Genomic DNA, 20,442 nt, shown 5'->3' with positions numbered 1-20,442 from the left:
GCATTACTGTTGGCTGACACACCGCTATCGCGAGCAAGCTCGGCTCCTACAGGGATCGGTGGTGTTTTCATGCAATCTGATGTGGCGCTATCGGAGAACTTTTCTGGTGAGATTGGACAGTGTCAGGGACAGGGTCGGTTGTTAGGCTCAATCCCCACAGCACATCCAATAAGAACCAAAAGCAATGAAGCTGACATTCCTCCTGCTGCTTTGTGGAACGGCTCCGATGGCGTGGGGTTGGTCCAACCATACGGTCGGCAGCTACCTGGCGTTGCAGGATTTGCCGGCCTTGCGCGCAGCCCCGCAGGTTGAAGTCGAGCCGCTGGRGCAGTTTCTCGCGCAGCAATACCAAGCCGTGTCCGCGCTGCTGGACGAGCAGGAACGCTTCGCTCGTGAGCACTTCGACCAGTACCCGTCGCGCCCCGACAGACTGCGACTGCCAGCCGTGCCAGGGGACAGTCTGCGGCAAGACTTCCTCACCGCGTTACGGATCAATCCCCGGATTCATCTGGCGATGGTCATCCAGCCGCTGCCGGGCAAGGATTTACCCGAACGTGAACACCTCAAGGCCGAGCAGGTCATGGTTGAGCAGACCCTGTCGCCGTGGAATCGCCAGCGTTTCATCCGCGTGGCTGACGGTGAAAAAGTAGCGCCCCTGGCCGTGTTGGCCAGCGCCGCCGATGAGCCTGATTACGGCCACGACATCAACCTGTTCAGCGACAACCCAGGCTTGGTGGGCGCGTTGTACGGCTTCGGCCCGCAGCCTTTCGGCGATGCCCGGTTTCAGTACAGCTCCCAGGCGCCGTTCCATATGGGGTTCTTCCATGAAAGTGCGGTGGTGTATGCCGCTGCCGGATTTCTTCAGCGCAGCTGGCCGCACTGGCGCGCGTACCAGTACATGGGGTTGGCGCGACTGGCGTTTGCCACTGGCCATTCTTACTGGGGCTATCGTTTTCTCGGATGGGGCCTGCACCACGTTCAGGACCTGACTCAGCCTTATCACGCCAAGCCGCTGCCGGGCGTCGAACTGGCAAGCCTGCTGCTGCTGGAAAGCAAGGCGTTGGTCGGCTTCGACGCCGATAAGCATGCGGCCATCGAACGGGTCGCGACCCGGCACATGGAAGTGGAGAAATATCAGGCGACCTGGCTTCGTCGCCTGCTGCGCGCCGGCCAGGCCCATCCGATGCTCGAGGCTTATGCCTATCACGCACAAGACGCCAGTTACCCACCGTACTCGGTGGACTACCTGCGCGAGGTGGTGAGTGCCGAGTCCGCCGACGAGTCCGCAGCGTTTGATGAAGCTATCGGGCAGTGGCTGGACACGGCTGCGATCACCAGCGATTTCAGCGCCGGTAACCAGGTGCAACACGAAGACTTCGACCATCCGGTACTTAACCAACAGCTGTTCAAACTGCTGGGGCATTTCGGCGCGCACAGCCGGATTTATGTCAGTGCGGGGTTGGCGCCATAGCCATCGCGGCAACATTGCCCACTCATACCGAAACCATAAAAACAATAAAACCAGGGAAGAGGAACAGATCATGAGCACTCGATTTCGCCTGTCTGGCGTGGCGCTCCCCGGCGTCGGCCTGGCAGGACTGCTGCAACTGTGCGCGGTCGACGGCGTGCAGGCCGAGGAGTTCAGCGTGCTGGACAATCAGGTCACCGGTTCTTTCGACAGTACCTTGTCCTATGGTCGCTTGTGGCGGGTCCAGGGCCGGGACAAGAACAACGACGACATCAACACCAACGACGGCAATCGCAACTTCGACACCGGGCTGGTTTCCGAGGTGTACAAGATCACCTCGGAGCTTGAGGCCAACTATCAGAACTACGGGATGTTCATGCGCGGCACCGCGTTCTATGACACCCAATTGATGGACAAGCGCAACGATTACTACCGCAACAACAACCCGTCGCAACCGAGCCAGAGTTTCCCGCAAGACGACCACTTCACTGACCAGACCCGCGATATCGCCGGTAGCCGGGTGGAGATGCTCGACGCCTACGTCTATGGCAACTGGGACGTCGCACAGATGCCGGTCACGGCACGTCTGGGGCGCCAGGTGTTCAACTGGGGCGAGGGAATTTTTTACCGGGGCGGGATCAACACCACCAACCCGGTGGACGCGGCCAAGTACCGTTTGCCCGGCGCCGAAGTCAAGGAAGTGCTGGTACCGGTGGAAGCGCTGAGCTTCAACATCGGCCTGACCGACACCCTGACCATGGAAAGCTTTTATCAGACGAACTGGAAGGAAACCCGCATCGACCCGGTAGGTACTTTCTACTCGCAAACGGACCTGTTCGCCGACGGCGGCAACACCGGCTACAACAACTTTACCGATACCGCGCTGGACACCCCGGTACCTGGCTTCGGCAACGTGATTGGCCTGTACAGCGCGCTGGGCAACAACCCCTCGCTCAACCAGGCCCTGAGCACCACCGGCCTTTATGCCAACGGGGTGACCCCGACCTTCGGCAATATCGTCAAGGTGGCAACAGTCGGCAAGGATTACAACGCGCGCAATGACGGCCAGTTCGGTTTCGCCTTTCGCTATGTCGCAGAAGAACTCAACAGCACCGAGTTCGGGTTGTACATGGTCAACTACCACGCCAAGGAACCGACTGTCTCCGCCGATCTGGGGGGGTACCAGGGCATCGACATGAATGCCCTGACCAACCTGCTGACCGGTGTTGCCGGTAGTCAGGCGGGGCAACTGGCCAACGGCCTGGCGACCGTGGATGTGCTGGGCAATATTCAGGCTCATCGTCGCTACGCCGAAGACATCCGCATGTACGGCTTCAGTTTCAACACCACCCTGGGCCAGGCGTCGGTGTTCGGGGAAGTGGCCTATCGGCCGAACCTGCCCATAGGGGTCGCCGCCACCAATGACCTGATCGGCGATCTGGCCAACGGCGCTGCCGCATTGGCAGGCGGTCAGAGCATCAACATCGGCGGGCAGCAAGTCACGCTCGACAGCCAGATCAACAACGCTGAGCGGGTGGAAGCGTTCAACACCTCCCTGGGCACCATTTACAACTTTGGTCCGCGCCTGTCGTTCGACTCGATGTTCGGCGTGTTCGAGCTGGTGTCCGAGCACCTGCGCGGCAGTAACCTGCAGTACACCGCTTATGACGGCAGTACCCGTTACTTCGCTGGCACCGGTAACTTTTCCTATGTGTCCGGCGGCCGTCGTAGCGACCAGGTCAACCGCGACTCCTACAGCTACACCGCGATGGTCAACGGCACCTGGAACGACGTGTATGCCGGGGTCAACGTCTCGCCCTACGTCGTCTACAAGGACGACTTCAAGGGCAACAGCTATCAGGCGGGCAACACCATCGACGGTCGCAAGGCCTACACCTTGGGGATCAAGGCCAACTACCAGAACAAGTTGGAGGCCGAGCTGCAATACACCGAATTCTACGGCGGTGGGCAGGACAACGGCCTGCGTGACCGCGACAACGTCGGCTTCAACCTCAAGTACTTCCTTTGATTGCTACACGCAGACCCTGTGTGGGAGCGAGCCTACTCGTGATGAGGGCAGCACATTCAGCATAGATGTCGCCTGACGCGCCGCTATCGCGAGCAGGCTCGCTCCCACAGGTTTTTGTATTTCGGAGAACGATCATGTTTCACACTTCACGACTGACCAAGATCTCGCTGGCGCTCGTCTTGAGCCTGGCCGCCAGCAACGTGCTGGCCGCCATCACGCCCCAGCAAGCCGAGCAATTGAAAACCACGCTGACACCGCTGGGGGCAGAGCGTGCCGGCAACGCCGGCGGAACCATCCCGGCCTGGGCCGGCGGTATCACCCAGGCGCCGGCAGGCTACAAGCCGGGTCAGCATCACCCCGACCCGTACGCGGCGGACAAGCCGCTGTTCACTATCACCAAAGCCAACCTTGAGCAGTACAAAACCCACCTCAGCCCGGGTCAGATCGCCCTGTTCAACAGCTACCCCGAGACCTTCCAGATGCCGGTGTACACCAGCCGTCGTTCGGGCTCGGCGCCGCAGTGGCTGTATGACAACACCTTGAAAAACGCGACTTCGGCCAAGCTGCTCGACGGCGGGACCGGTTTTGCCGATGCCTATGGCGGCGTGCCGTTCCCGGTACCCAAGGATGGGGTCGAGGCGCTGTGGAACCACATCACCCGTTATCGCGGCATCTATGTGGTCCGTCGTGCTTCCGAAGCGCCGGTACAGCGCAACGGCAGCTTCGCGCTCGTGACCTCGCAGCAGGAGGGGCTCTTCAACTATTACCGCCCGGGCGGGCAGTTTGTCGACTTGAAAAACATCCTGTTTTACTACTTGGCGTTCGTGAAGAGCCCGGCCCGACTGGCCGGTGGTGCGGCGTTGATTCATGAGACCCTGGACCAGCTCAAGGACCCGCGTCAGGCCTGGGTCTACGACGCCGGCCAACGCCGTGTGCGCCGGGCGCCGAACCTTGCGTATGACACGCCGATCGCCTCATCCGACGGCCTGCGCACGGCGGACGATACCGACCTGTTCAACGGCTCGCCAGACCGCTACGACTGGAAGCTCAAGGGCAAGCAAGAGGTCTACATTCCCTACAACAACTATAAAGTCGGTAGCCCGGAGGTGAAGTACGCGCAGTTGCTCACACCGGGTCACCTCAACCCACAATTCACCCGTTATGAGCTACATCGGGTCTGGGTGGTCGAAGGCACGCTCAAGCCGGGCTCGCGGCATATCTATTCCAAGCGCGTGCTATTTCTGGACGAGGACAGTTGGGGCGCCGCATTGGTGGATCAATATGACGGGCGAGGGGAGTTGTGGCGGGTGTCGATGGCCTATCTGAAAAACTTCTACGACCTGCCCACCACCTGGAGTGCGCTGGACGTTTTCCATGACTTGCAGGCGCGTCGTTACTACGTACAGAACCTGGACAACGAAGAGCCGGCCACCGTGGACTTCGCCCAACCGGTGCCGGAAGACGCGTATTTCATGCCGTCGGCATTGCGCCAGCGCGGGACGCGGTGAGTGGTGCCATTGGCCGCTTGGCAGTTTGTCAGGTTTTGACAAGACAGAATGTGCTAGCCTCAATCAATGATTTCATTGATTGCAGGAGGCATCATGGCCAGCATCACTATTCGAAACCTCGATGATCAACTCAAGGAGCAGTTACGTATCACAGCTGCTCATAACGGACATTCCATGGAAGAAGAGGCTCGGCTGATTCTGGGGCGGGCATTGGCTACGATTGATCGCGCTGGAGGTCTGGGTAGCCGGATCCGCCAGCGTTTCTCTACGAGCGGCGGGATAGAGCTCAATCTGCCTTCGCGGCAGGATAAAGCGACCGCGGTGGATTTCTCCGAATGATAGTGCTCGATACCAATGTTCTTTCTGAGTTCATGCGAGTCGAGCCCGATGCAAATGTGTTGGATTGGGTCGATGCTCAACCGGCGATGGATCTGGCAATCAGCGCAATTACCGTGGCGGAAATTCTTCACGGTATCGCGCGACTCCCGTTTGGCAAGCGCAAACAGAAACTGGAGTCTCATGCGATGGCCATGTTCGAAGAGGACTTTGCCGGCAGGATTTTCCCATTTGACGCTCATGCCGCCGTCGAATACGCGACGCTGGCTGCAGGTGCTGAAGCAAAGGGGCGATCGGTTTCAATGGCAGATGCGCAAATTGCCGCTATTTGCCGAAGCCATGGGGCTTCGATAGCCACCCGCAATGTTCGGGACTTCGAGTTTTCCGGGGTTGAGGTGATCAATCCGTGGGAGGCCTGAGCATCTTCGCAGGCAGGTAGATCGCATTCGCGAGCAGGCTCGCTCCCACAGATTAATCACGGTACCTGTGGGAGCGAGCCTGCTCGCGATTGGAACGTTGACTCAGCGCTGATACGACATCAAACGCGGAAATGGCTGACCATCATCTGCAACTGATTACCCAACCGTGCCAGTTCAACACTGGACGCAGCAGTTTCGTCGCTGGCGGCGGCGGTCTGTTCGGACACGTCGCGCACGTTGATGATGCTGCGGCTGATCTCTTCGGCCACGGCGCTTTGCTGTTCGGCAGCGGCGGCGATCTGCTGGTTCATCGACTGAATGTTGGACACCGTCCGGGTGATGTTTTCCAGTGAAACACCCGCCTTGCGGGTCAGCGCGACGCTGCTGTCCGTAAGGGTGCGGCTGTTGTTCATCACCGCCGACACTTGCTGCGTGCCGTTCTGTAGAGCGGCCACCAGGCCTTCGATTTCTTCGGTGGATTTCTGCGTGCGTTGGGCCAAACCACGAACCTCATCAGCCACCACCGCAAAACCACGTCCGGCTTCACCGGCACGCGCGGCTTCAATCGCGGCGTTGAGCGCCAGCAAGTTGGTCTGCTCGGCGACGGCTTTGATCACGTCCATCACGCTACCGATCTTGTCGCTTTCCTTTTGCAGCACGCTCATGGCTTCGGTGGAACGCACCACTTCGCTGGCCAGGCGTTCGATCTGGGCGATGGCTTCGTTGACCACTTTGTCGCCTTCACGAGCTTCACCGTCTGCGGCAGCAGCGGCTTGTGAGGCTTCTTCGGCGTTGCGCGCGACTTCCTGCACGGTGGCAGTCATTTCGTGCATGGCGGTGGCGACCTGATCGGTCTCGACCTTCTGGCTGTTTACGCCAGCGCTGGTTTGCTCGGTCACGGCGGACAACTCTTCAGCCGCGCTGGCGATCTGGGTGACGCCGTCGCGGATGCCGCTGATCAGGTCGCGCAGGGTCACGCCCATGCGCGCGATACCTTGCTGCAACACACCCAGTTCGTCACGGCGAGTGACTTTGACGTCGTGAGACAGGTCGCCGCTGGCGATGCGGTCCACCACGGCCAAGGTGTCGCGAATCGGGCCGGTGATTTGACGGGTGATGATCACAGCGGCAATTACGCCGACCAGCAACGCGAGCACGGTGCTGATCAATTGCAGAGTGCGGGCCTGGGCGCTCTCGGCGTCGCGGCGGTCGAGCTGAATCTGATACAGCTGATCGCTCAGTGTCACGATGGCGGCTCCCTGGTCGGTCATCTCCTTGCGCGCTTGCACTGCATCGGCGTTGGCCGCTTTATACGACTGCAAGGCGCTGCGGTAGTTGACCAGCGCGGTTTCCAGCTGACGCAAGGCGTCTTGCTGAGTCTCGGCGAACTGCGTGTTGAGTGGTTTGAGGCTGGCAATCGCCGCGTCCAGTTGGCCGACGGCTTTTTGCTCGGTCTCGGCGTTGGTGGTGGCGGTGTAGCCGCGCACTTCGTAGCGGGCCAGGATGAACGCTTCCTTGGCGGCGGTGATGGCCTGGAATTGCTCGAAGCGCTGATCGCTCAGTGGCATTTGCTGCACGCGGCTGCTGATGGCTTCGATCAGCGAGCTGGCGGTTTCAGCATTGGCGCCCATGGTGTCGCGGGCGCTGTTGCCGGTGCGGTAGGCGCTGCGCATTTTGTTCAGCGAGCTCTGGTACGCCGCAATGACGGTGCCTTGCTCTTTAAGCCGCTTGAGGTTTTCCGGGCTCTTGAATGTCGACAGCAATGCTTGTTGCTGGGCCGAGAAGGCGTCGAGGGTGGTCTGTACGTTCTGCGCGGCGGTTTCGTCGCCATTGGTCAGCATGTATTGCAGGCGCACCACACGCAGCTTGGTCAGGCCGGCGTTGAGCTGGGTGATGTCGTTCATCCAGTTGCTGCGGTCAATCAAGCTGCCCAGGCTCGTCCAGCCCGTCAGGGCCAGGATGCAGGTCAGAGCCAGGACCAGGCCGAATCCCAGGCCCAGTTTCATGTTCACGCTGATATTGCCGAACCAGTTATTCATCAATTCCTCCAGGAACGTTGAGCTTCTTGATCATCGATTGGCTGGAAGATTGTTGTTTTTGGGAGCCAGCAAGGTAGGTAGCAGGTCTGTATCGGCCGCATTTGCGAGAGCTGAAAGGATTTTGTAGGGCGGAACCTGTAACAAGACTTTGCGCGGGTTTAAGCTTTTTTTCACATTACGTTCACCGGTTGCCGACGCACGCCTCGCTACTCTCAGGATTTAATGAGAGCGGTACGTGCCGGCGAGGCGGCTTGATGTGGAATTACGACTGAATCTACTCGGGATAAAACGCTCGATTGATTTGAGCCGCTATGCCCGCACACGCAATGTGGCGGTGGTACTGGCTTCTGCGCTGTTGGTGATCCCGTTGACGGTATGGCTGTTGCAACCCGCCGCCGTGCCGGACCTGGCCCATGGCAATGTCGCGGGCGCCAAGGCGTTAGCGGACGGCTGGGCCAAGGGCGACATGATCGTGCTGGTTCGCCATGTCGAACGTTGCGATCACTCCCCAGCCCCTTGCCTGGCGGGCAGCGATGGCATCACCGAGCGCTCCCGAAGCGTCGCGGCCAGTGTGGGCGCGCAGTTCCAGCGCCTCGGGCTGAGCAAGGCTGACATTTACAACAGCCCGATCCTGCGTGCTGTGCAGACCGCCAATTTTATGTTCAGCAAGGCAAGCGTCGGTGAGGACTGGCTAATCAGTTGCAAGGGCACTATGTTGCGTGATGCTTTGGCGCATAAAGTAGCGGGCCGCAATCTGATTTTGGTGACCCACAGTGAATGCATGACACAACTCGAAAAGGACCTCAAGTTGCCAACCTCAACTCTGGGTTACGGCGCCTCGTTGTTTATCACCGCGCCAACGCCTCAAGCGGCACACATGCTGGGCTTCATTGACGCCTCCGACTGGCACACGGTGACCACCGAATGAATTTTCCTCTGGATCAGGACATACAATGCTGAATTTTTCCCGACACCGCTTTTACTGGGTGAACTTCGGTATTGCGCTAGCCTGCGCGGCCGCGGTTTTCCTGATGTTCGACATGACCACCATCGACATCGCCTTCAACAATCTTTTTTTTGATCCGGTCACCCAGACCTTCCCGCTCGACCAGGTTCACCTCTTCGAGAAAGTCACCCACAAGTGGGCACGCATCATTCCCAACTGGACCGCTGAAATCGCCTTGATCGGCATGTTGCTTTCGTTTGTCTGGCCACTGGTCAACCCGCAAAAGCGCCCGCGTATCGGTCAATTTCTGGAGCGGATCAAAGCCGCCCCCGTGCTGCGGTTTACCTATGACCATCGCCGTGACTTTATCTTTGTGGTGGTGGCATTTGCCGTTTGCACCGGCGTGATCCATTTCCTCAAGGCGCACACCAGCGTGTACTGCCCGGTTGAAACGACGATCTACGGTGGCAAGATTGCCCACATGGAGTGGTACAACAACTTCCAGCTGTTCCGTGAAGCCGGCGACGGTCGCTGCTGGCCGGGTGGGCATGCGTCGGGCGGGTTCACCATGCTCGCGCTGTACTTTGTTGCGCGCCGCTACCAGTGGCGCTATTCCAAAGCCGTGCTGTGGGGCTCGTTGCTGCTCGGTTTCATCTACGGCACAACACGTGTTCTGCAAGGCTGGCACTACATGTCCCACACCCTCTGGGCCGGGATCTTTGTCTGGCTGGCGTGCTTGCTGACGGCCCTGGCGTTTTACGGGCGGGTAAGGCTGGACGTGCCGGTGCTGAAAAAGGCTGGGCAACCGAACGCCGTTACAGATTCACAACGTAGTAAGCCTGTCGCCCCAGCCTCATTGTCTTGAGCACTTTCAGCGTCGCGGCAGGTTCGGTATCACCGGACCTGACCGCCACGTTGGACGCTGCACCACCTGCCCCCCGTGTGAAAAACAGCCAGTGAAACGTTGACCATTCTTTCAGGCAAAAAAAAGCCCGCGGGAAGGCGGGCAAACTGTAGTTTCTTGAATGAGCGAGAGCAATGTACCGATTGTTGAACCGCAACGGGGTGAAGAAAAGTTCATGTAGATGAACGCCCGCGGGCCAGTGCGTTTACGGCAAATGATCCGCCGCAAAGTCAGCCTCCGAACGCGCGCGTAACTGGCCCTTGCGGCAGGCTTGCTGGAATCTCTCGTAGTCGTGGTCATTCTGGTCGGTATAGCTTTTGGCATACTTGACCAGCGCCTGCGCCAATGCATCGCTCTTGCCGATGTACCCGCTGATCTGCGAGGCGTGCCCGGATGATTTGGCATGGGCACGGGCGAGGGCGCGGCCACACAAGCGTGCGTAGGCCGCAAACGCTTCGGCGTCGAAGGTTTCCAGTTCGGCCGAAATCTTCATGTCGCGCAACTGGCGCACGTAAAAGTGTCGACCGCCGGGACCGGTGGTCCAGCCAAGGAACAGATCACTGGCCGATTGCATCAGCCGCTGACCATCGACCACTCGCTGACCGTTATGTCGAACACGTGATTTCGCCTTCACGTAATCGGCGAGCACCGAACGCCGTGCTTCCTTGAATTGCACGAACAGCGGGAATTCCTGTTCATCCGTTAGCAACGCCACCAGGCAACGCGTGCCGACACTGCCTACGCCCACCACTTTGAACGCCATGTCGTGAACGTGAAAACGTGACAGTAACTCACGACGGTCAGCTTGCAGCGTGGTTCGGTAGTCGCTCATGAACGTGTCGTACAGCGGGCGCCAGTCCGAAAGGCGCAGCCAGTCATCGTCGGCATCCAGCAGAGTGGTGTTTTTGTGCAAGTGGAAAATTTCCGGCAGATCATCGCGAATGACCAGATGACCTTTCGCGTGACGTTCGCTGATTTTCGGCAGCAGTTCGGCATGCGTACGCCGTTCGGCTTTTTCGATGGCGCGCTCCACATGCTCCAGCGTGCTTTTGCTCGCCTGCTTGAGCAAGTCATCGTAACTGATGGACTCGTACCAGTTATCCAGCTCGCTTTGTTGGGCGCACTCCAGCATGGTTTCCTGATAGGCGCCCACAACTTGGCGGCAGACCGTTTCTTCCACCGTCTCGCCGTGGCGCAGGTCCCGGGCCGCCACCATGAAACTCGCCGCCAGGCGTTTCAGGTCCCATTCCCAAGGGCCGGGGTGGGCTTCGTCGAAGTCATTCACGCTGAACAGCAGATTGCGCTCGGGTGTGGCAAAACCGCCGAAATTCATCAGATGGCAATCGCCACAGATCGTCGATACCAGACCCATGTCGGGTGTGGCGGCCAGATCATGGGCTTGCAGCAAGGCGTTACCGCGATAGAAGGCGAACGGCGACACGAGCATGCGGCCATACCGTAACTCGACCAGCGACTTGATCCGGCCCTCACTGGACCGCTTGATCAGCGGCAGCGGATCACGCGTTACTTTACCCATGACCGCCTGAGCACTGCGCGAGCAGTTTTTGCGAGCATCCTTGCCTTGCTTCAAACGGTCTTCGAGGGTGGTCATGAGGGCTCTTTTTGATCGGCGTCAGGAGGTGACTTCGAGCTGAGTGTAGAAGGGGTTTGGGTGGTTATGCGAAGGGTTTGATCGGTGATGGGGTGACTGATGAAGGGGAGTGTTGGGGGAGGCAAATAAGCAAGAAAATCCGGAACCAGCAATTCTGATTAGCTTGAATGTTATGTATGCGATACATTTGGCTATAAATGTTACGGTAACGGCACATGGATTACTCGCTGATCATCTCCCGTCTTGGCAAGCAAATACGCGAAAAACGTATTATTCGTGGCCTGACGCAAGTCCAGCTCGCCGAACTCGCGGGGCTGACACGACATAAAGTCATTGCGGTAGAAAAAGGCACCCTTAGCGTCGGGATGATCGCTTTTGCGCGAATTCTAGCTGCGCTGGATTGTGAGCTATCGGTCATTCCGGCGGCGATGCCGACACTTGAAGAGCTTGGGGATCTGTTCGAATGAAAATGACTTCTCTCAGCGTCAGCACCCCAGAGGGCAATAGCGGCAGAGTCCTTACCAGTGCCGAGGATTTCCTGTTTCGTTATGACGAAGATGCATTGCCTGCCATGGCGATCAGCTTGTCGATGCCTGTGCGACCAGACGAGTTCCGTCGACGCGACTTGCATCCGATTTTCCAGATGAACCTGCCGGAAGGTTATGTCCTGGAGCAATTGCGTAATCGTTTGGCTAAAACCGTTAATGTCGACCCAATGCTATTGCTGGCGCTTTCCGGTAGCAGTTCGCCCATTGGACGGGTCCAGGTACGCTCCGAAACGGTCGATATTTTACTTGCTGAACAGCGGTTTCCAGGGGAAAAGCTCGAAGAGATTCTGACGTGGGACGGTACCGAAGATATCTTCGCTGACCTGCTTGATCGTTACATTCTTCGCGCAGGCATTTCAGGTGTTCAGCCCAAGGTGTTGGTACCTGAACAGCAGGAAACTGATTTGCCGCGAGTCACCTCGAAAACCTCTGATTTGATCATCAAAAGTGGTCGGGAGGAGTTCCCTGGGCTGGCGCTCAATGAGTTTCTTTGCATGTCCATTGCCAAGGAAGCGGGTATTCCTGTCCCGGAGTTTTTTCTGTCTGATAACGCGCAGTTGTTTGTCATGCGACGCTTTGACCGAGACGATCAGCTAAACCCGATTGGTTTCGAGGACATGGCAGCATTGATGGGGCTTTCGGCCGATCAGAAATACAGTAAAAGTTACGCGGCCATTGCTAAGGTGGTACGGCTTTTTTGTCCGGCAAAACACCAGCGATCCTCTCTCGATCAACTCTTCGATAGCGTCGCCTTGAGCTGCATTGTTGGAAACGGTGACGCTCACCTGAAAAACTTTGGCCTGCTTTACTCGGAGCCTACGCAGCGTGATGCACATCTGGCACCGGCCTACGATATCGTCAACACCACGGCCTATATCCCGGAAGATGTTTTGGCTCTGGATCTGGTGGGTAACAAGTCACTGTTTGCCTCCCGCCAAGGCTTACTGGAGTTTGCACAAACGTGTGAGATCGAACAGCCGAGAGCGCGTATCCAGAAATTGTTAGCGGCGCTGGAGGTCGTGCTTGACCGCTATCCGCAGCATCGAGAACGGGCCCCTCATGTTGTTAGTGCCATTCAACGAGCGGCTGCGCCATTTGTGCTGACGTTTGGGTAAGCTGTTTCTAGGAGTGAAAGGGGGCGAGGAGGCTTCTCAACGGCAATCATTTAAGCGAATGGCGAGCGTTAAATCTTTATCTGATCAAATTTCCCATGGGCAGGAAACTTCCACGGTACGCGGATCGTGGCACCGCCTCTGATCAGATTCGCTTGAGCGGTGATTGCAGGCCACCAACGCACCAAGTTATGAGCCTTGTTCCAATAGGACTCATTTCCCCAATGCTTGGCCAGGCAAAAAACGGGTAGTCCAGATTCGCGAAACGCTCGTTTTTCTATATCGCCCTTTGTAAATTTATCTTGTGAGATTACCGCCCAGCCGCCTTCGTTACTCAGCACTGAAATCCAGTCAACGTCGGTGGTGTTTTGCGGAAATTTATCTCGCAGTGGCAATACCGAATGGCCTTCTACTTTAGTCAACTCATTCAATGCACGGGCCAATGCGGGAGGAAGGTTATTATCCAGCAAGAAGTTCAAGCGGCGTTCCTTTGCTCAAAGTGCACCGCGGCTTCAACGGCTGCCGTAGAAATTTCATAGAGAAGTGCCACCCGTTTGGTGTCTTTTCCCTCTGTTTTATAAGCGCTAAAAATCGTCGCCGTATCGATTCCCGCAGCTGTGAGAACGGGTTTGCCAAAATTTCGAGATGGGTCCAGAACGATGGCTTTACTGCTTTTGACGGGGTACCAACGCTGAGCCGCCTCTGATTCCGTGTAGTCAATGCCCTCGTATAGAGAAGGTTTAATTACCTGCTCGAAGGCATATTGACGCTTTATCAGATCCAGAAGGGACTCATCCCCTGTTTCACTCAGGACGGTGGCGAAAATGCTTCGGCCGTCGGTTTGAAAACGTTTGCAGGTAAATGGATAGGCTTGGTTAAACAGTTCTTTTGCTTGCTGTGAGGCATTGCGGATGGCTTGCAGGCTGACACCGTGCTGGCGGAAGGCATGGACGAAACGAATTTCCAGGAGGTCATGAAAGCCAAGAACGCCCTCATTCAAGTCAGACAGTTCTGAGTTCCAAATTCCCGGATATTGAACACCATGCGCGGTATATCCAAATAGCCACCGGCGAATATCGGCAGCCGGAATCCCCGTGTAAAGGGAGGCTTCTGCCGGTGTGTATAAGCCAATACCGACAAGGCGGCTAGGCAGTTTGATCGTTAGCAATGTGGCCTCCTTGTCAGCAGGTGGTTCGGCGAAGTGATTCTGGTGGGAAGGACGATCTCAAGCAACCGGTCGTGGACGAACAGCCACTTTGTTGGTTCAGCGTAGGTCTAAAGGTTGATCGGCACAATCAGCTCAGAGTCGTTAAGGTTTGAAGGAAATTTCCGATGAGCCTGTCCTTTAATTCGCCCGCAAGATGACCAGGAGTGAGCTGAGTCTGTTGGCTGGAAACGATCTGCTGAGTTGAAACCAAAAAAGCACCTGCGATGTTTTCGTCAGGTGCTTTCGTTATTGATGAGCTACAGCCATTTCGTTACATCGTCTAAACCTGTGCCGGCAATCGTCGACCGACGACATCCATCAAATCGCAGCCATCGCGTAGCGAAGTCACCAGTACCCGCGCCAGTTCGCTGTGAACACCCTCGCCAAACGCGATGCTCTCCAGCAATTGGGTCGCGGTACGGATGCGGTAAGCCGCGGTTTCGTGCAATACGTCCAGCGGTGCTTCGGTGTCGATCAGCAACGACGCGATGGTGCAGTCGATGCCGGTGATAGGCATGTATCGATCCATGAAAAACCCTCCATTGGGTAAACAAACGCGACCATTCAGTGTTGGCTGGCGGATGGAACCTCAGGTAGTCCATCTGGCGGGTCGAGGTTGTCCAGGGCGCGGTTCACTAACAGCTCGGCGAGTACGCTCAACTGCTGAATTGCCAAAGCTGCATTACGGCGCGAGCCTTCGAGTTCACAGGCGAGGTCGGTGGTCATGACGTTCAGCGAAGCGAGGGTTTCGCAGGCGTGAGCGAGCAGGGTGGGGGAGTCGATGTCGGGGAGGAGGGTGAAAACGTGGCTGATGGGATCGGGGCGTTTTGGGTGGCGCAGGCGAGCGCTGACGGTGCTTTCGGTGGTATCAGAGAGTTGGGTCAAATCGGGAGTGTCTGCATCTTGAAGTGCCGCAGATTCGGGTGGATTTGGAGTGATTTTTTTCATTTTGAGTTTCCTCACACTATTGATAAGAGCTACCAATCCCCTGCTGTCAAACAGGATCGGGTGGCAGCTGTACGCGGGTTGACAGACCGGAAGTGTGAGAACCCGGTGCACCCGAAGATGCCCCGCGCACAGCCGCCATAACAAGATTGCATGCGCGTGAGCATGCCGCCCGGTCAGGAGGAGTGAAAGGTTACACTTTTTAGCCTGTCAAAGCCGATCGCTGTTTTGTAGCGACATCTGAAGGCTATCGACGCAGAACCGCTTCCGCCAGTTCATGAAAGTCGATACGAGTTGCGGGAAGTTTCCTAGGACGGTGACTACATTCCTACAAGGCTCAAATTTTCAATATTCAGTGACCTCATCCCCCCTCAAAATCCACCCCGCCTCCCCAGCCACCAACCTGTACTGAACCTGTCGCATCTTCCCCGTCCTTCCTGCCCCAGCCTCAGGACTGTCATAAACCGGAAACCGTCGCACCAGCGCATTTTCCACCACCGCAAACTCCTCTTCCCCCTGATACCCCTCCGCCATTTTCGCGTTCTCACTAACGGCTGGAAGGTAAATCTCGCTCAGCGATTTTTTGCGGTTGGCGGCGTATGCAACCAACTCCCCCGGCATCCCGCGCCCGGGTGATCGGGCGAAGATGTAAATCTCCGGTGAGCCATCGCGATCAAGGTCGGCGACTTCCGCGCGTGCGATGTTGCCGGTGAGCGGTCGAGTGATCTGCGAGTTGTCGATTTCCAATCCTTGAGGCGAGATGCGCACCACAGGATTCCCATCGACCCATTCCCCCTTCACATGAAAACGTATGCCTTGCAGTTCGAGAGTCTGATCAAACGGTTGGGCGCTGTCCGTCGGGGGACTGAGGTTCAATGAAAGGCTGTAATAGGCGACCTCGTTGCGCCGTGCAGCGTTGCGCATGAGGTACACCTGAACCGTGTATTCGCCATCGACGGGCAAAGGGCCCATGAAGTGGTTGCCCATGATCGATCCGTTGAACAGCGCATAGTCGGCCCCCCTGGCGGTGATGTTGAAGTAGGCGGATGCGTTGGAAGGCTTGAGGTCGACGGTCAGTATCTGGCCTGCCTTCGCACTGACGCGATACTGCGCGGTGCGCGGGCCTTTGATCGATTGGTTGAACTTGACGCTATCGGCGCCTTTATCGAAAGGGACATGCTCGACACGAGGCGCGAGCTCGGTGACGGCGTGTGCAAACGTAGAAACCACGGCCAACAGAGCGGCGTTGATCCAGCGTTTCATGTTTTATTCCTGAGAGAACCTGGAGCGAAAGGATAGATAAAACCCGGCGGGTCTGCGAAGACACAAAACCGACAAACGTCACCGGTGAGCAGATGTTGCGCTGCTAGGCTTGCCTACTCTGTTGCTTCCCATCAGGAGTCACGGCCATGAGTACTGCACTGGAAACCGTTCTGTACACCGCAAAAACCCACACCGTCGGCGGCCGCACTGGCACCGGCAAGTCCAGCGATGGCGAGTTGGACGTCACCTTCAGCGCCCCCGGCTCGGGCAAGCCCGGCACCAATCCGGAGCAACTGTTTGCCCTCGGCTATTCGGCCTGTTTTATCGGCGCGATCCAGGTAGCGGCGGGCAAGATGAAAATCAAATTGCCGGAAGACACATCGGTGGATGCCGAGGTGGATCTGGGTAAAACCAGTGGCGGGGATTTTCAGTTGGCGGTCAGGTTGAACGTCAATATTCCCGGGTTGGACGCTGGGGTGAAGCGTGAACTGGCTGAGGCTGCGCATCAGATCTGCCCGTATTCGCGGATGACGCGCGGGCATGTGTCGGTTGATTTGAAAGTGCTTTGACTCCCGCCCACACACACACACACACCGAATTGCCTTTGTGGGAGTGAGCCTGCTCGCGATAACCATCGTTCATTCAATATGGATGTCGACTGACACGCCGCCATCGCGAGCAGGCTCGCTCCCACAGGTGGATCAGCGGTGTGGTGAAGTTTTTGGCAGCTCGAAGTTATCCAGCATCCGATTCACCGCCAGTTCCGCCAGCATCACAATCTGCTGAATCGCCATCGCCGTATGCCGGTGCGGCCCTTCCAGATACCCAGCAAAATTACTCGTCATCACACTCGCCGAAGCCAGGGACTCACAGGCATGCGCCAACAGGTCTTCGTCTTTGATATCCGGCGAAACGAAAAACATCGTGCTTGGCTTGCGGGCCACGGGTGATTTGAGGGCGGAGGGATTGAGGTAGTGATTGAGCGCTCGGTCGGCGGCGTCGTTGAGCTTTTTGGAATCGGGGGATTCGTAGGGGGAGACGTCATCCGCGGCAGGCGGATTTGGGGTTTCTTTAATCATGGCAAAGACCTTTTGAGCTATGGAAGTGGTGCTGCCATTTTTCGTTTTCCAGACGAAAGGGAGGCAGCTGTACGCGGACTGGAAAAACCGAGACAAAAGGACAAAACCCGGCAGACCCGAAGGTCTCCCACGTACAGCCGCCATAACTCAAAACTGAGGTCAAAAAAAGCGCCACAGTATGCCATGGGGACAAGTCGAATTATCTTCGGGTTTTCCAGACCCGGTCGCTGATATGCAGCGACCGACAAAGCCTATCCACTCTGCTTCCCACACAACAACCGTCAAAACCTGTCGGAAACAATCCCCAAACTCACGAGAGCTGTAGGACCTGTCCCTTGCTGACACTAGTTCGAAGCCCCAACCCCAAACTTCAACCCACCCCAGCTCCAATCCTTCGACTGCTTCGTATAACAGCCCGGCTGATTGGCAGGTTCGGCATCACAGGCAATCCGCCCGTTCTTGCTGGTGTCGGTGGTGCGGTCGTTGTAGTACGCACAACCGGACGACAGGGAGAGGGTTAACGCGACAATCAGCTTTTTGTATTTCATGGCGCCATCCTTGGAAGAAGTACTACAGCGTAGGTCTGATTGTGTTGAACCGTCCAATGAAGTTACGGAGTACAACCCGGTCGATTTTATTGTGTGCTTGATAGGATGCTCCCAAAGCCTGACGGCCAGCCCGTCTGTTCGATCCAGTGATCGACGAGCGTCCGGATGCCATCGATAAGCTATTGCGGCGGGGCGAAGCTGTGCTGCATGTCTACGATCAGGAGGGCTTGGCGCATGGGGGGGCGGGGTACTCAGGCGAAGTAACGCATTCTGCTTGCGCGCTCGCATGTAAACAAAAAAACACCCGGTGCAGTGCATCGGGTGTTTTTATTCTTGAGTCAGGAAGCCAGGGCTCAGCCTTGCCTGGAAGATGCTGAGCTTTGGATCATTCTTCTCTCTTGGGTTTGTTATTGGCGCACCGCATAAAGCTCCATTTGGGCTTTATACCGGTTCGGAACTGCGAAATCGACAACGGCAAAACCACTGTCGATCAAGAGTGCAACGAGTCAGTCGCGACTGAAATTATGGTAATGCTCGATTTCCAACCAGTAAGGGTTGGCTTTCTCCGCATCCATGATTTTCCAGCTCGAAGAGGTCAAATCAGGCAGGCTGATAACAATCACTCCGCCAGGGCGAAGTACTTGCGCTGCTTTGCGTAAGGCTTCAAGCGGGTAAGGCATGTGTTCAAGAACATCCATCATGGACAGTACATCGGGCACGACCTCAAATTGCAGTGTCATGAAGTCATGTTGCAGTGCATTGAAGCCCAGGTTCTGAATCTGGCTGACGGTTTCGGCGCGGGCATCCAGGCCTATTGCCGAAAACCCGTAGTCTCCGGCCGTCATGACGAGCGCGCCGTCGCCGCACCCCACGTCCACCCAGACCGGCCGGCTGACCTGATTCACTACCGCCCCAAAACCACCCAGCAACCCCACGACCTTATCCACTACAGGCGCCCAGATAGCTCGCTTGGTGTCATGGTAGAAGAGAGGGCTGCAACATTCAGCCGATGACCTCCGTTGGCCACTGCTGCAAGGCCTACAAGGAGGCGATTCCCTATGGCTGCTCGGTTCTTGAGTGCGATAACGCGCAAGCTGCTGCGAGGCAGACCTTGAAGCTGGGCCAGCACGTTTTCTTCAAGGATGTGCCATGACTTCCATCTGGCTGCTCATCCTTTGTATAGGGGTTGTACTCGGTCGGCAGGACGCCGGAGGTGGGATTTGACACCGGGCAGTCACTCCGGCGTCATCATTACCGCAAGCGTCATTTTGATGAACTCTTCATTCTTGTCGATAGTGTCCATGGCGCCGCGCACGTTATCGGCAACGTCGGCCGATCCGCGCTGCTCGACCCAGTTCGACAGCTCCATGATGGCAGCCTCAAGGGCGAGCTGGTTTTCATTGAGCTTGAAGAGCAGGGAAGGGAGTAGGTCTGAGTTCGGCATGGGATTTCCTCCGTGTCGTAAATCAGCGTAGCAGGGAGGGAGTGGGACGGCAGAACACCGGAGGAAGGAGTTGCTGAAAAGTCGCTGAGGCCTGTATGAATCCACAACAACCTTCAGCAACATGTGAAACTCCAGATGCAACAAAGCCCGCACTGGGCGGGCTTCGTTGGTGTCTCAATTGGTGGAGCCGGGGGGATTTGAACCCCCGTCCGCCAGTACTCCGCTGTCGGTACTACATGCGTAGCCGTGTCTATTAAGTTAACCCTCAGCGACCCGACGGGCAGGGTGCTTTGGGCGAGTTGTGTAAGTTTTAGCCGCTTCGTCCACAACGTACTGCACGGCGATTCTGTTCTATATGACAATCACTTTGGGTTTACAGACATCCCCTGATGATTGCTGGACCCGAAGGTACCAGGAGGGAAGGGCTAAGGCTGCTTACGCAGCGAGAGCGTATTCCCCGTAGGTTTCGTCATTGGCAACTATAGAAAGTTGCAACAGTGGATTTACGAGTTCTGTTACCAACTCGGCATGCACCTAAAGTTTCGCGACCGGCGTCGAATCCTAAACGGCCCCGAGCCTGCTGCTCTGTAAATCAAAGTGAGCAACAAGCCTGCGCAGTGTACGCCAACAAGGCGTAGAAGGCCAACCCGAAGGTTGGCCCTGAGCGCAACGGTCAGCCATTACCGCCTTTCTTGGCATCCTTCATGGACTGGATTAGGTCATTCGTTTCAGCGACGCAAGCGTCAGTGCCTGCTTTAGTACCTTTTGCATGATCGGCTTTGGCTTGCTCAACGGTTGCCTTGATACTTTCCGCAAGTCCTGAACCCTGGAAATCAGCCTTGTTATTTTCGATAGTTTGCAGGTTGACCGCGCATTGGTCTTCAGCGGCAAAAGAAGTAGAAGCCATCATGGAAGCAGTAATAAACAGACCTAACAGAACAGAACGATTCATGTGTATCTCCTTGAGCAGAAGGGCCAGGCATTGCTGGCCATCAAATCGGCTACCGAGTATTGGGAAGGTCCCACATTAGCGGG

General features: G+C 56.9%; 22 protein-coding genes, 1 other RNA gene and 1 pseudogene. 10 read left to right on the top strand and 14 right to left on the bottom strand.

The features are described from left to right. Nucleotides 1-184: 184 nt before the first annotated feature. The 5 genes from AC1DWM_RS18155 to AC1DWM_RS18135 all read left to right on the top strand — a co-directional run bounded on the left by AC1DWM_RS18155 (nucleotide 185) and on the right by AC1DWM_RS18135 (nucleotide 5,760). Nucleotides 185-1,471: a phospholipase gene (locus AC1DWM_RS18155; RefSeq protein ID WP_477795802.1), complete on the top strand. Its 1,287-nt coding sequence runs from the start codon at nucleotides 185-187 to the stop codon at nucleotides 1,469-1,471. A 70-nt stretch (nucleotides 1,472-1,541) separates the two neighbouring features. Further along, nucleotides 1,542-3,497 (top strand): DUF1302 domain-containing protein, encoded by a 1,956-nt coding sequence (locus AC1DWM_RS18150; protein WP_477795801.1) that lies wholly within the window; start codon nucleotides 1,542-1,544, stop codon nucleotides 3,495-3,497. A gap of 134 nt (nucleotides 3,498-3,631) precedes the next feature. Then, entirely contained in the window at nucleotides 3,632-5,005 is a 1,374-nt protein-coding gene (locus AC1DWM_RS18145; protein WP_477795800.1) for a DUF1329 domain-containing protein, read from the top strand. 93 nt (nucleotides 5,006-5,098) lie between these two features. After that, nucleotides 5,099-5,344, top strand: a complete 246-nt coding sequence (locus tag AC1DWM_RS18140; RefSeq protein ID WP_223518336.1) for a FitA-like ribbon-helix-helix domain-containing protein — start codon at nucleotides 5,099-5,101, stop codon at nucleotides 5,342-5,344. Next, nucleotides 5,341-5,760: a type II toxin-antitoxin system VapC family toxin gene (locus AC1DWM_RS18135; RefSeq protein ID WP_223518333.1), complete on the top strand. Its 420-nt coding sequence runs from the start codon at nucleotides 5,341-5,343 to the stop codon at nucleotides 5,758-5,760. The genes AC1DWM_RS18140 and AC1DWM_RS18135 overlap by 4 nt, the downstream gene beginning before the upstream one ends. Before the next feature lie 119 nt (nucleotides 5,761-5,879). On the opposite strand, the gene AC1DWM_RS18130 is transcribed toward AC1DWM_RS18135, so the two are convergent. Together AC1DWM_RS18130 and AC1DWM_RS18125 are read right to left on the bottom strand one after the other, a co-directional pair. Next, nucleotides 5,880-6,584: a methyl-accepting chemotaxis protein gene (locus tag AC1DWM_RS18130; RefSeq protein WP_477795804.1), complete on the bottom strand. Its 705-nt coding sequence runs from the start codon at nucleotides 6,582-6,584 to the stop codon at nucleotides 5,880-5,882. A gap of 201 nt (nucleotides 6,585-6,785) precedes the next feature. After that, nucleotides 6,786-7,664: pseudogene (locus tag AC1DWM_RS18125) on the bottom strand (methyl-accepting chemotaxis protein); the annotation flags it as partial. A 391-nt stretch (nucleotides 7,665-8,055) separates the two neighbouring features. Here AC1DWM_RS18125 and pmrG point away from each other — a divergent pair. Continuing rightward, nucleotides 8,056-8,727, top strand: a complete 672-nt coding sequence (pmrG, locus tag AC1DWM_RS18120) for a lipopolysaccharide core heptose(II)-phosphate phosphatase PmrG (RefSeq protein ID WP_223518327.1) — start codon at nucleotides 8,056-8,058, stop codon at nucleotides 8,725-8,727. A 25-nt stretch (nucleotides 8,728-8,752) separates the two neighbouring features. Next, nucleotides 8,753-9,610, top strand: a complete 858-nt coding sequence (locus AC1DWM_RS18115) for a phosphatase PAP2 family protein (RefSeq protein WP_477795799.1) — start codon at nucleotides 8,753-8,755, stop codon at nucleotides 9,608-9,610. A gap of 244 nt (nucleotides 9,611-9,854) precedes the next feature. On the opposite strand, the gene AC1DWM_RS18110 is transcribed toward AC1DWM_RS18115, so the two are convergent. Further along, nucleotides 9,855-11,261 carry a DUF2252 domain-containing protein gene (locus AC1DWM_RS18110; RefSeq protein ID WP_477795798.1) on the bottom strand — a complete coding sequence of 469 codons (1,407 nt, stop codon included), beginning with the start codon at nucleotides 11,259-11,261 and terminating at the stop codon, nucleotides 9,855-9,857. A gap of 215 nt (nucleotides 11,262-11,476) precedes the next feature. On the opposite strand from AC1DWM_RS18110, the gene AC1DWM_RS18105 reads away from it, so the two are divergent. Together AC1DWM_RS18105 and AC1DWM_RS18100 are read left to right on the top strand one after the other, a co-directional pair. Then, the gene (locus tag AC1DWM_RS18105) at nucleotides 11,477-11,728 is read left to right on the top strand and encodes a helix-turn-helix transcriptional regulator (RefSeq protein ID WP_477795797.1); all 252 of its coding nucleotides are present in this window, start codon (nucleotides 11,477-11,479) and stop codon (nucleotides 11,726-11,728) included. After that, nucleotides 11,725-12,924, top strand: coding sequence for a type II toxin-antitoxin system HipA family toxin (locus AC1DWM_RS18100; RefSeq protein WP_477795796.1), 1,200 nt, complete (start codon nucleotides 11,725-11,727; stop codon nucleotides 12,922-12,924). Before AC1DWM_RS18105 ends, AC1DWM_RS18100 begins: the two co-directional genes overlap by 4 nt. Nucleotides 12,925-12,992: 68 nt before the next feature. Here the strand turns inward: AC1DWM_RS18100 and AC1DWM_RS18095 are convergent, their stop codons facing one another. The 5 genes from AC1DWM_RS18095 to AC1DWM_RS18075 all read right to left on the bottom strand — a co-directional run bounded on the left by AC1DWM_RS18095 (nucleotide 12,993) and on the right by AC1DWM_RS18075 (nucleotide 16,336). Next, complete coding sequence (locus tag AC1DWM_RS18095) at nucleotides 12,993-13,400, bottom strand: PIN-like domain-containing protein (RefSeq protein ID WP_223518314.1); 408 nt, start codon at nucleotides 13,398-13,400, stop codon at nucleotides 12,993-12,995. Further along, on the bottom strand, nucleotides 13,397-14,089 hold the full coding sequence (locus tag AC1DWM_RS18090; protein WP_223518311.1) for a MerR family transcriptional regulator: 693 nt from the start codon (nucleotides 14,087-14,089) through the stop codon (nucleotides 13,397-13,399). Before AC1DWM_RS18090 ends, AC1DWM_RS18095 begins: the two co-directional genes overlap by 4 nt. Nucleotides 14,090-14,408: 319 nt before the next feature. Next, entirely contained in the window at nucleotides 14,409-14,657 is a 249-nt protein-coding gene (locus tag AC1DWM_RS18085) for a hypothetical protein (protein WP_223518309.1), read from the bottom strand. 35 nt (nucleotides 14,658-14,692) lie between these two features. Further along, nucleotides 14,693-15,076 (bottom strand): DUF6124 family protein, encoded by a 384-nt coding sequence (locus tag AC1DWM_RS18080; RefSeq protein WP_477795795.1) that lies wholly within the window; start codon nucleotides 15,074-15,076, stop codon nucleotides 14,693-14,695. A 342-nt stretch (nucleotides 15,077-15,418) separates the two neighbouring features. Next, entirely contained in the window at nucleotides 15,419-16,336 is a 918-nt protein-coding gene (locus tag AC1DWM_RS18075) for a hypothetical protein (RefSeq protein WP_477795794.1), read from the bottom strand. A gap of 146 nt (nucleotides 16,337-16,482) precedes the next feature. On the opposite strand from AC1DWM_RS18075, the gene AC1DWM_RS18070 reads away from it, so the two are divergent. Next, nucleotides 16,483-16,905 carry an organic hydroperoxide resistance protein gene (locus AC1DWM_RS18070; protein WP_477795793.1) on the top strand — a complete coding sequence of 141 codons (423 nt, stop codon included), beginning with the start codon at nucleotides 16,483-16,485 and terminating at the stop codon, nucleotides 16,903-16,905. A gap of 132 nt (nucleotides 16,906-17,037) precedes the next feature. On the opposite strand, the gene AC1DWM_RS18065 is transcribed toward AC1DWM_RS18070, so the two are convergent. The 6 genes from AC1DWM_RS18065 to AC1DWM_RS18040 all read right to left on the bottom strand — a co-directional run bounded on the left by AC1DWM_RS18065 (nucleotide 17,038) and on the right by AC1DWM_RS18040 (nucleotide 20,359). Continuing rightward, nucleotides 17,038-17,415, bottom strand: coding sequence for a DUF6124 family protein (locus AC1DWM_RS18065; protein ID WP_477795792.1), 378 nt, complete (start codon nucleotides 17,413-17,415; stop codon nucleotides 17,038-17,040). A 344-nt stretch (nucleotides 17,416-17,759) separates the two neighbouring features. Then, entirely contained in the window at nucleotides 17,760-17,963 is a 204-nt protein-coding gene (locus tag AC1DWM_RS18060) for a hypothetical protein (RefSeq protein ID WP_477795791.1), read from the bottom strand. 506 nt (nucleotides 17,964-18,469) lie between these two features. Next, nucleotides 18,470-18,898 (bottom strand): class I SAM-dependent methyltransferase, encoded by a 429-nt coding sequence (locus AC1DWM_RS18055; protein ID WP_223516270.1) that lies wholly within the window; start codon nucleotides 18,896-18,898, stop codon nucleotides 18,470-18,472. Nucleotides 18,899-19,197: 299 nt separating this feature from the next. Continuing rightward, nucleotides 19,198-19,407, bottom strand: a complete 210-nt coding sequence (locus tag AC1DWM_RS18050) for a hypothetical protein (protein ID WP_223516272.1) — start codon at nucleotides 19,405-19,407, stop codon at nucleotides 19,198-19,200. Nucleotides 19,408-19,586: 179 nt separating this feature from the next. Continuing rightward, nucleotides 19,587-19,980: a transfer-messenger RNA gene (gene ssrA, locus AC1DWM_RS18045) on the bottom strand. Between the two features lie 100 nt (nucleotides 19,981-20,080). Then, nucleotides 20,081-20,359 carry a hypothetical protein gene (locus AC1DWM_RS18040; RefSeq protein WP_223516342.1) on the bottom strand — a complete coding sequence of 93 codons (279 nt, stop codon included), beginning with the start codon at nucleotides 20,357-20,359 and terminating at the stop codon, nucleotides 20,081-20,083. Nucleotides 20,360-20,442 lie beyond the last annotated feature (83 nt).

Source organism: Pseudomonas sp. P4_C8 (assembly GCF_056401975.1).
The sequence above is the reverse complement of the archived record's forward strand: the minus strand, read 5'-3'. Positions and strand labels throughout refer to the sequence as shown.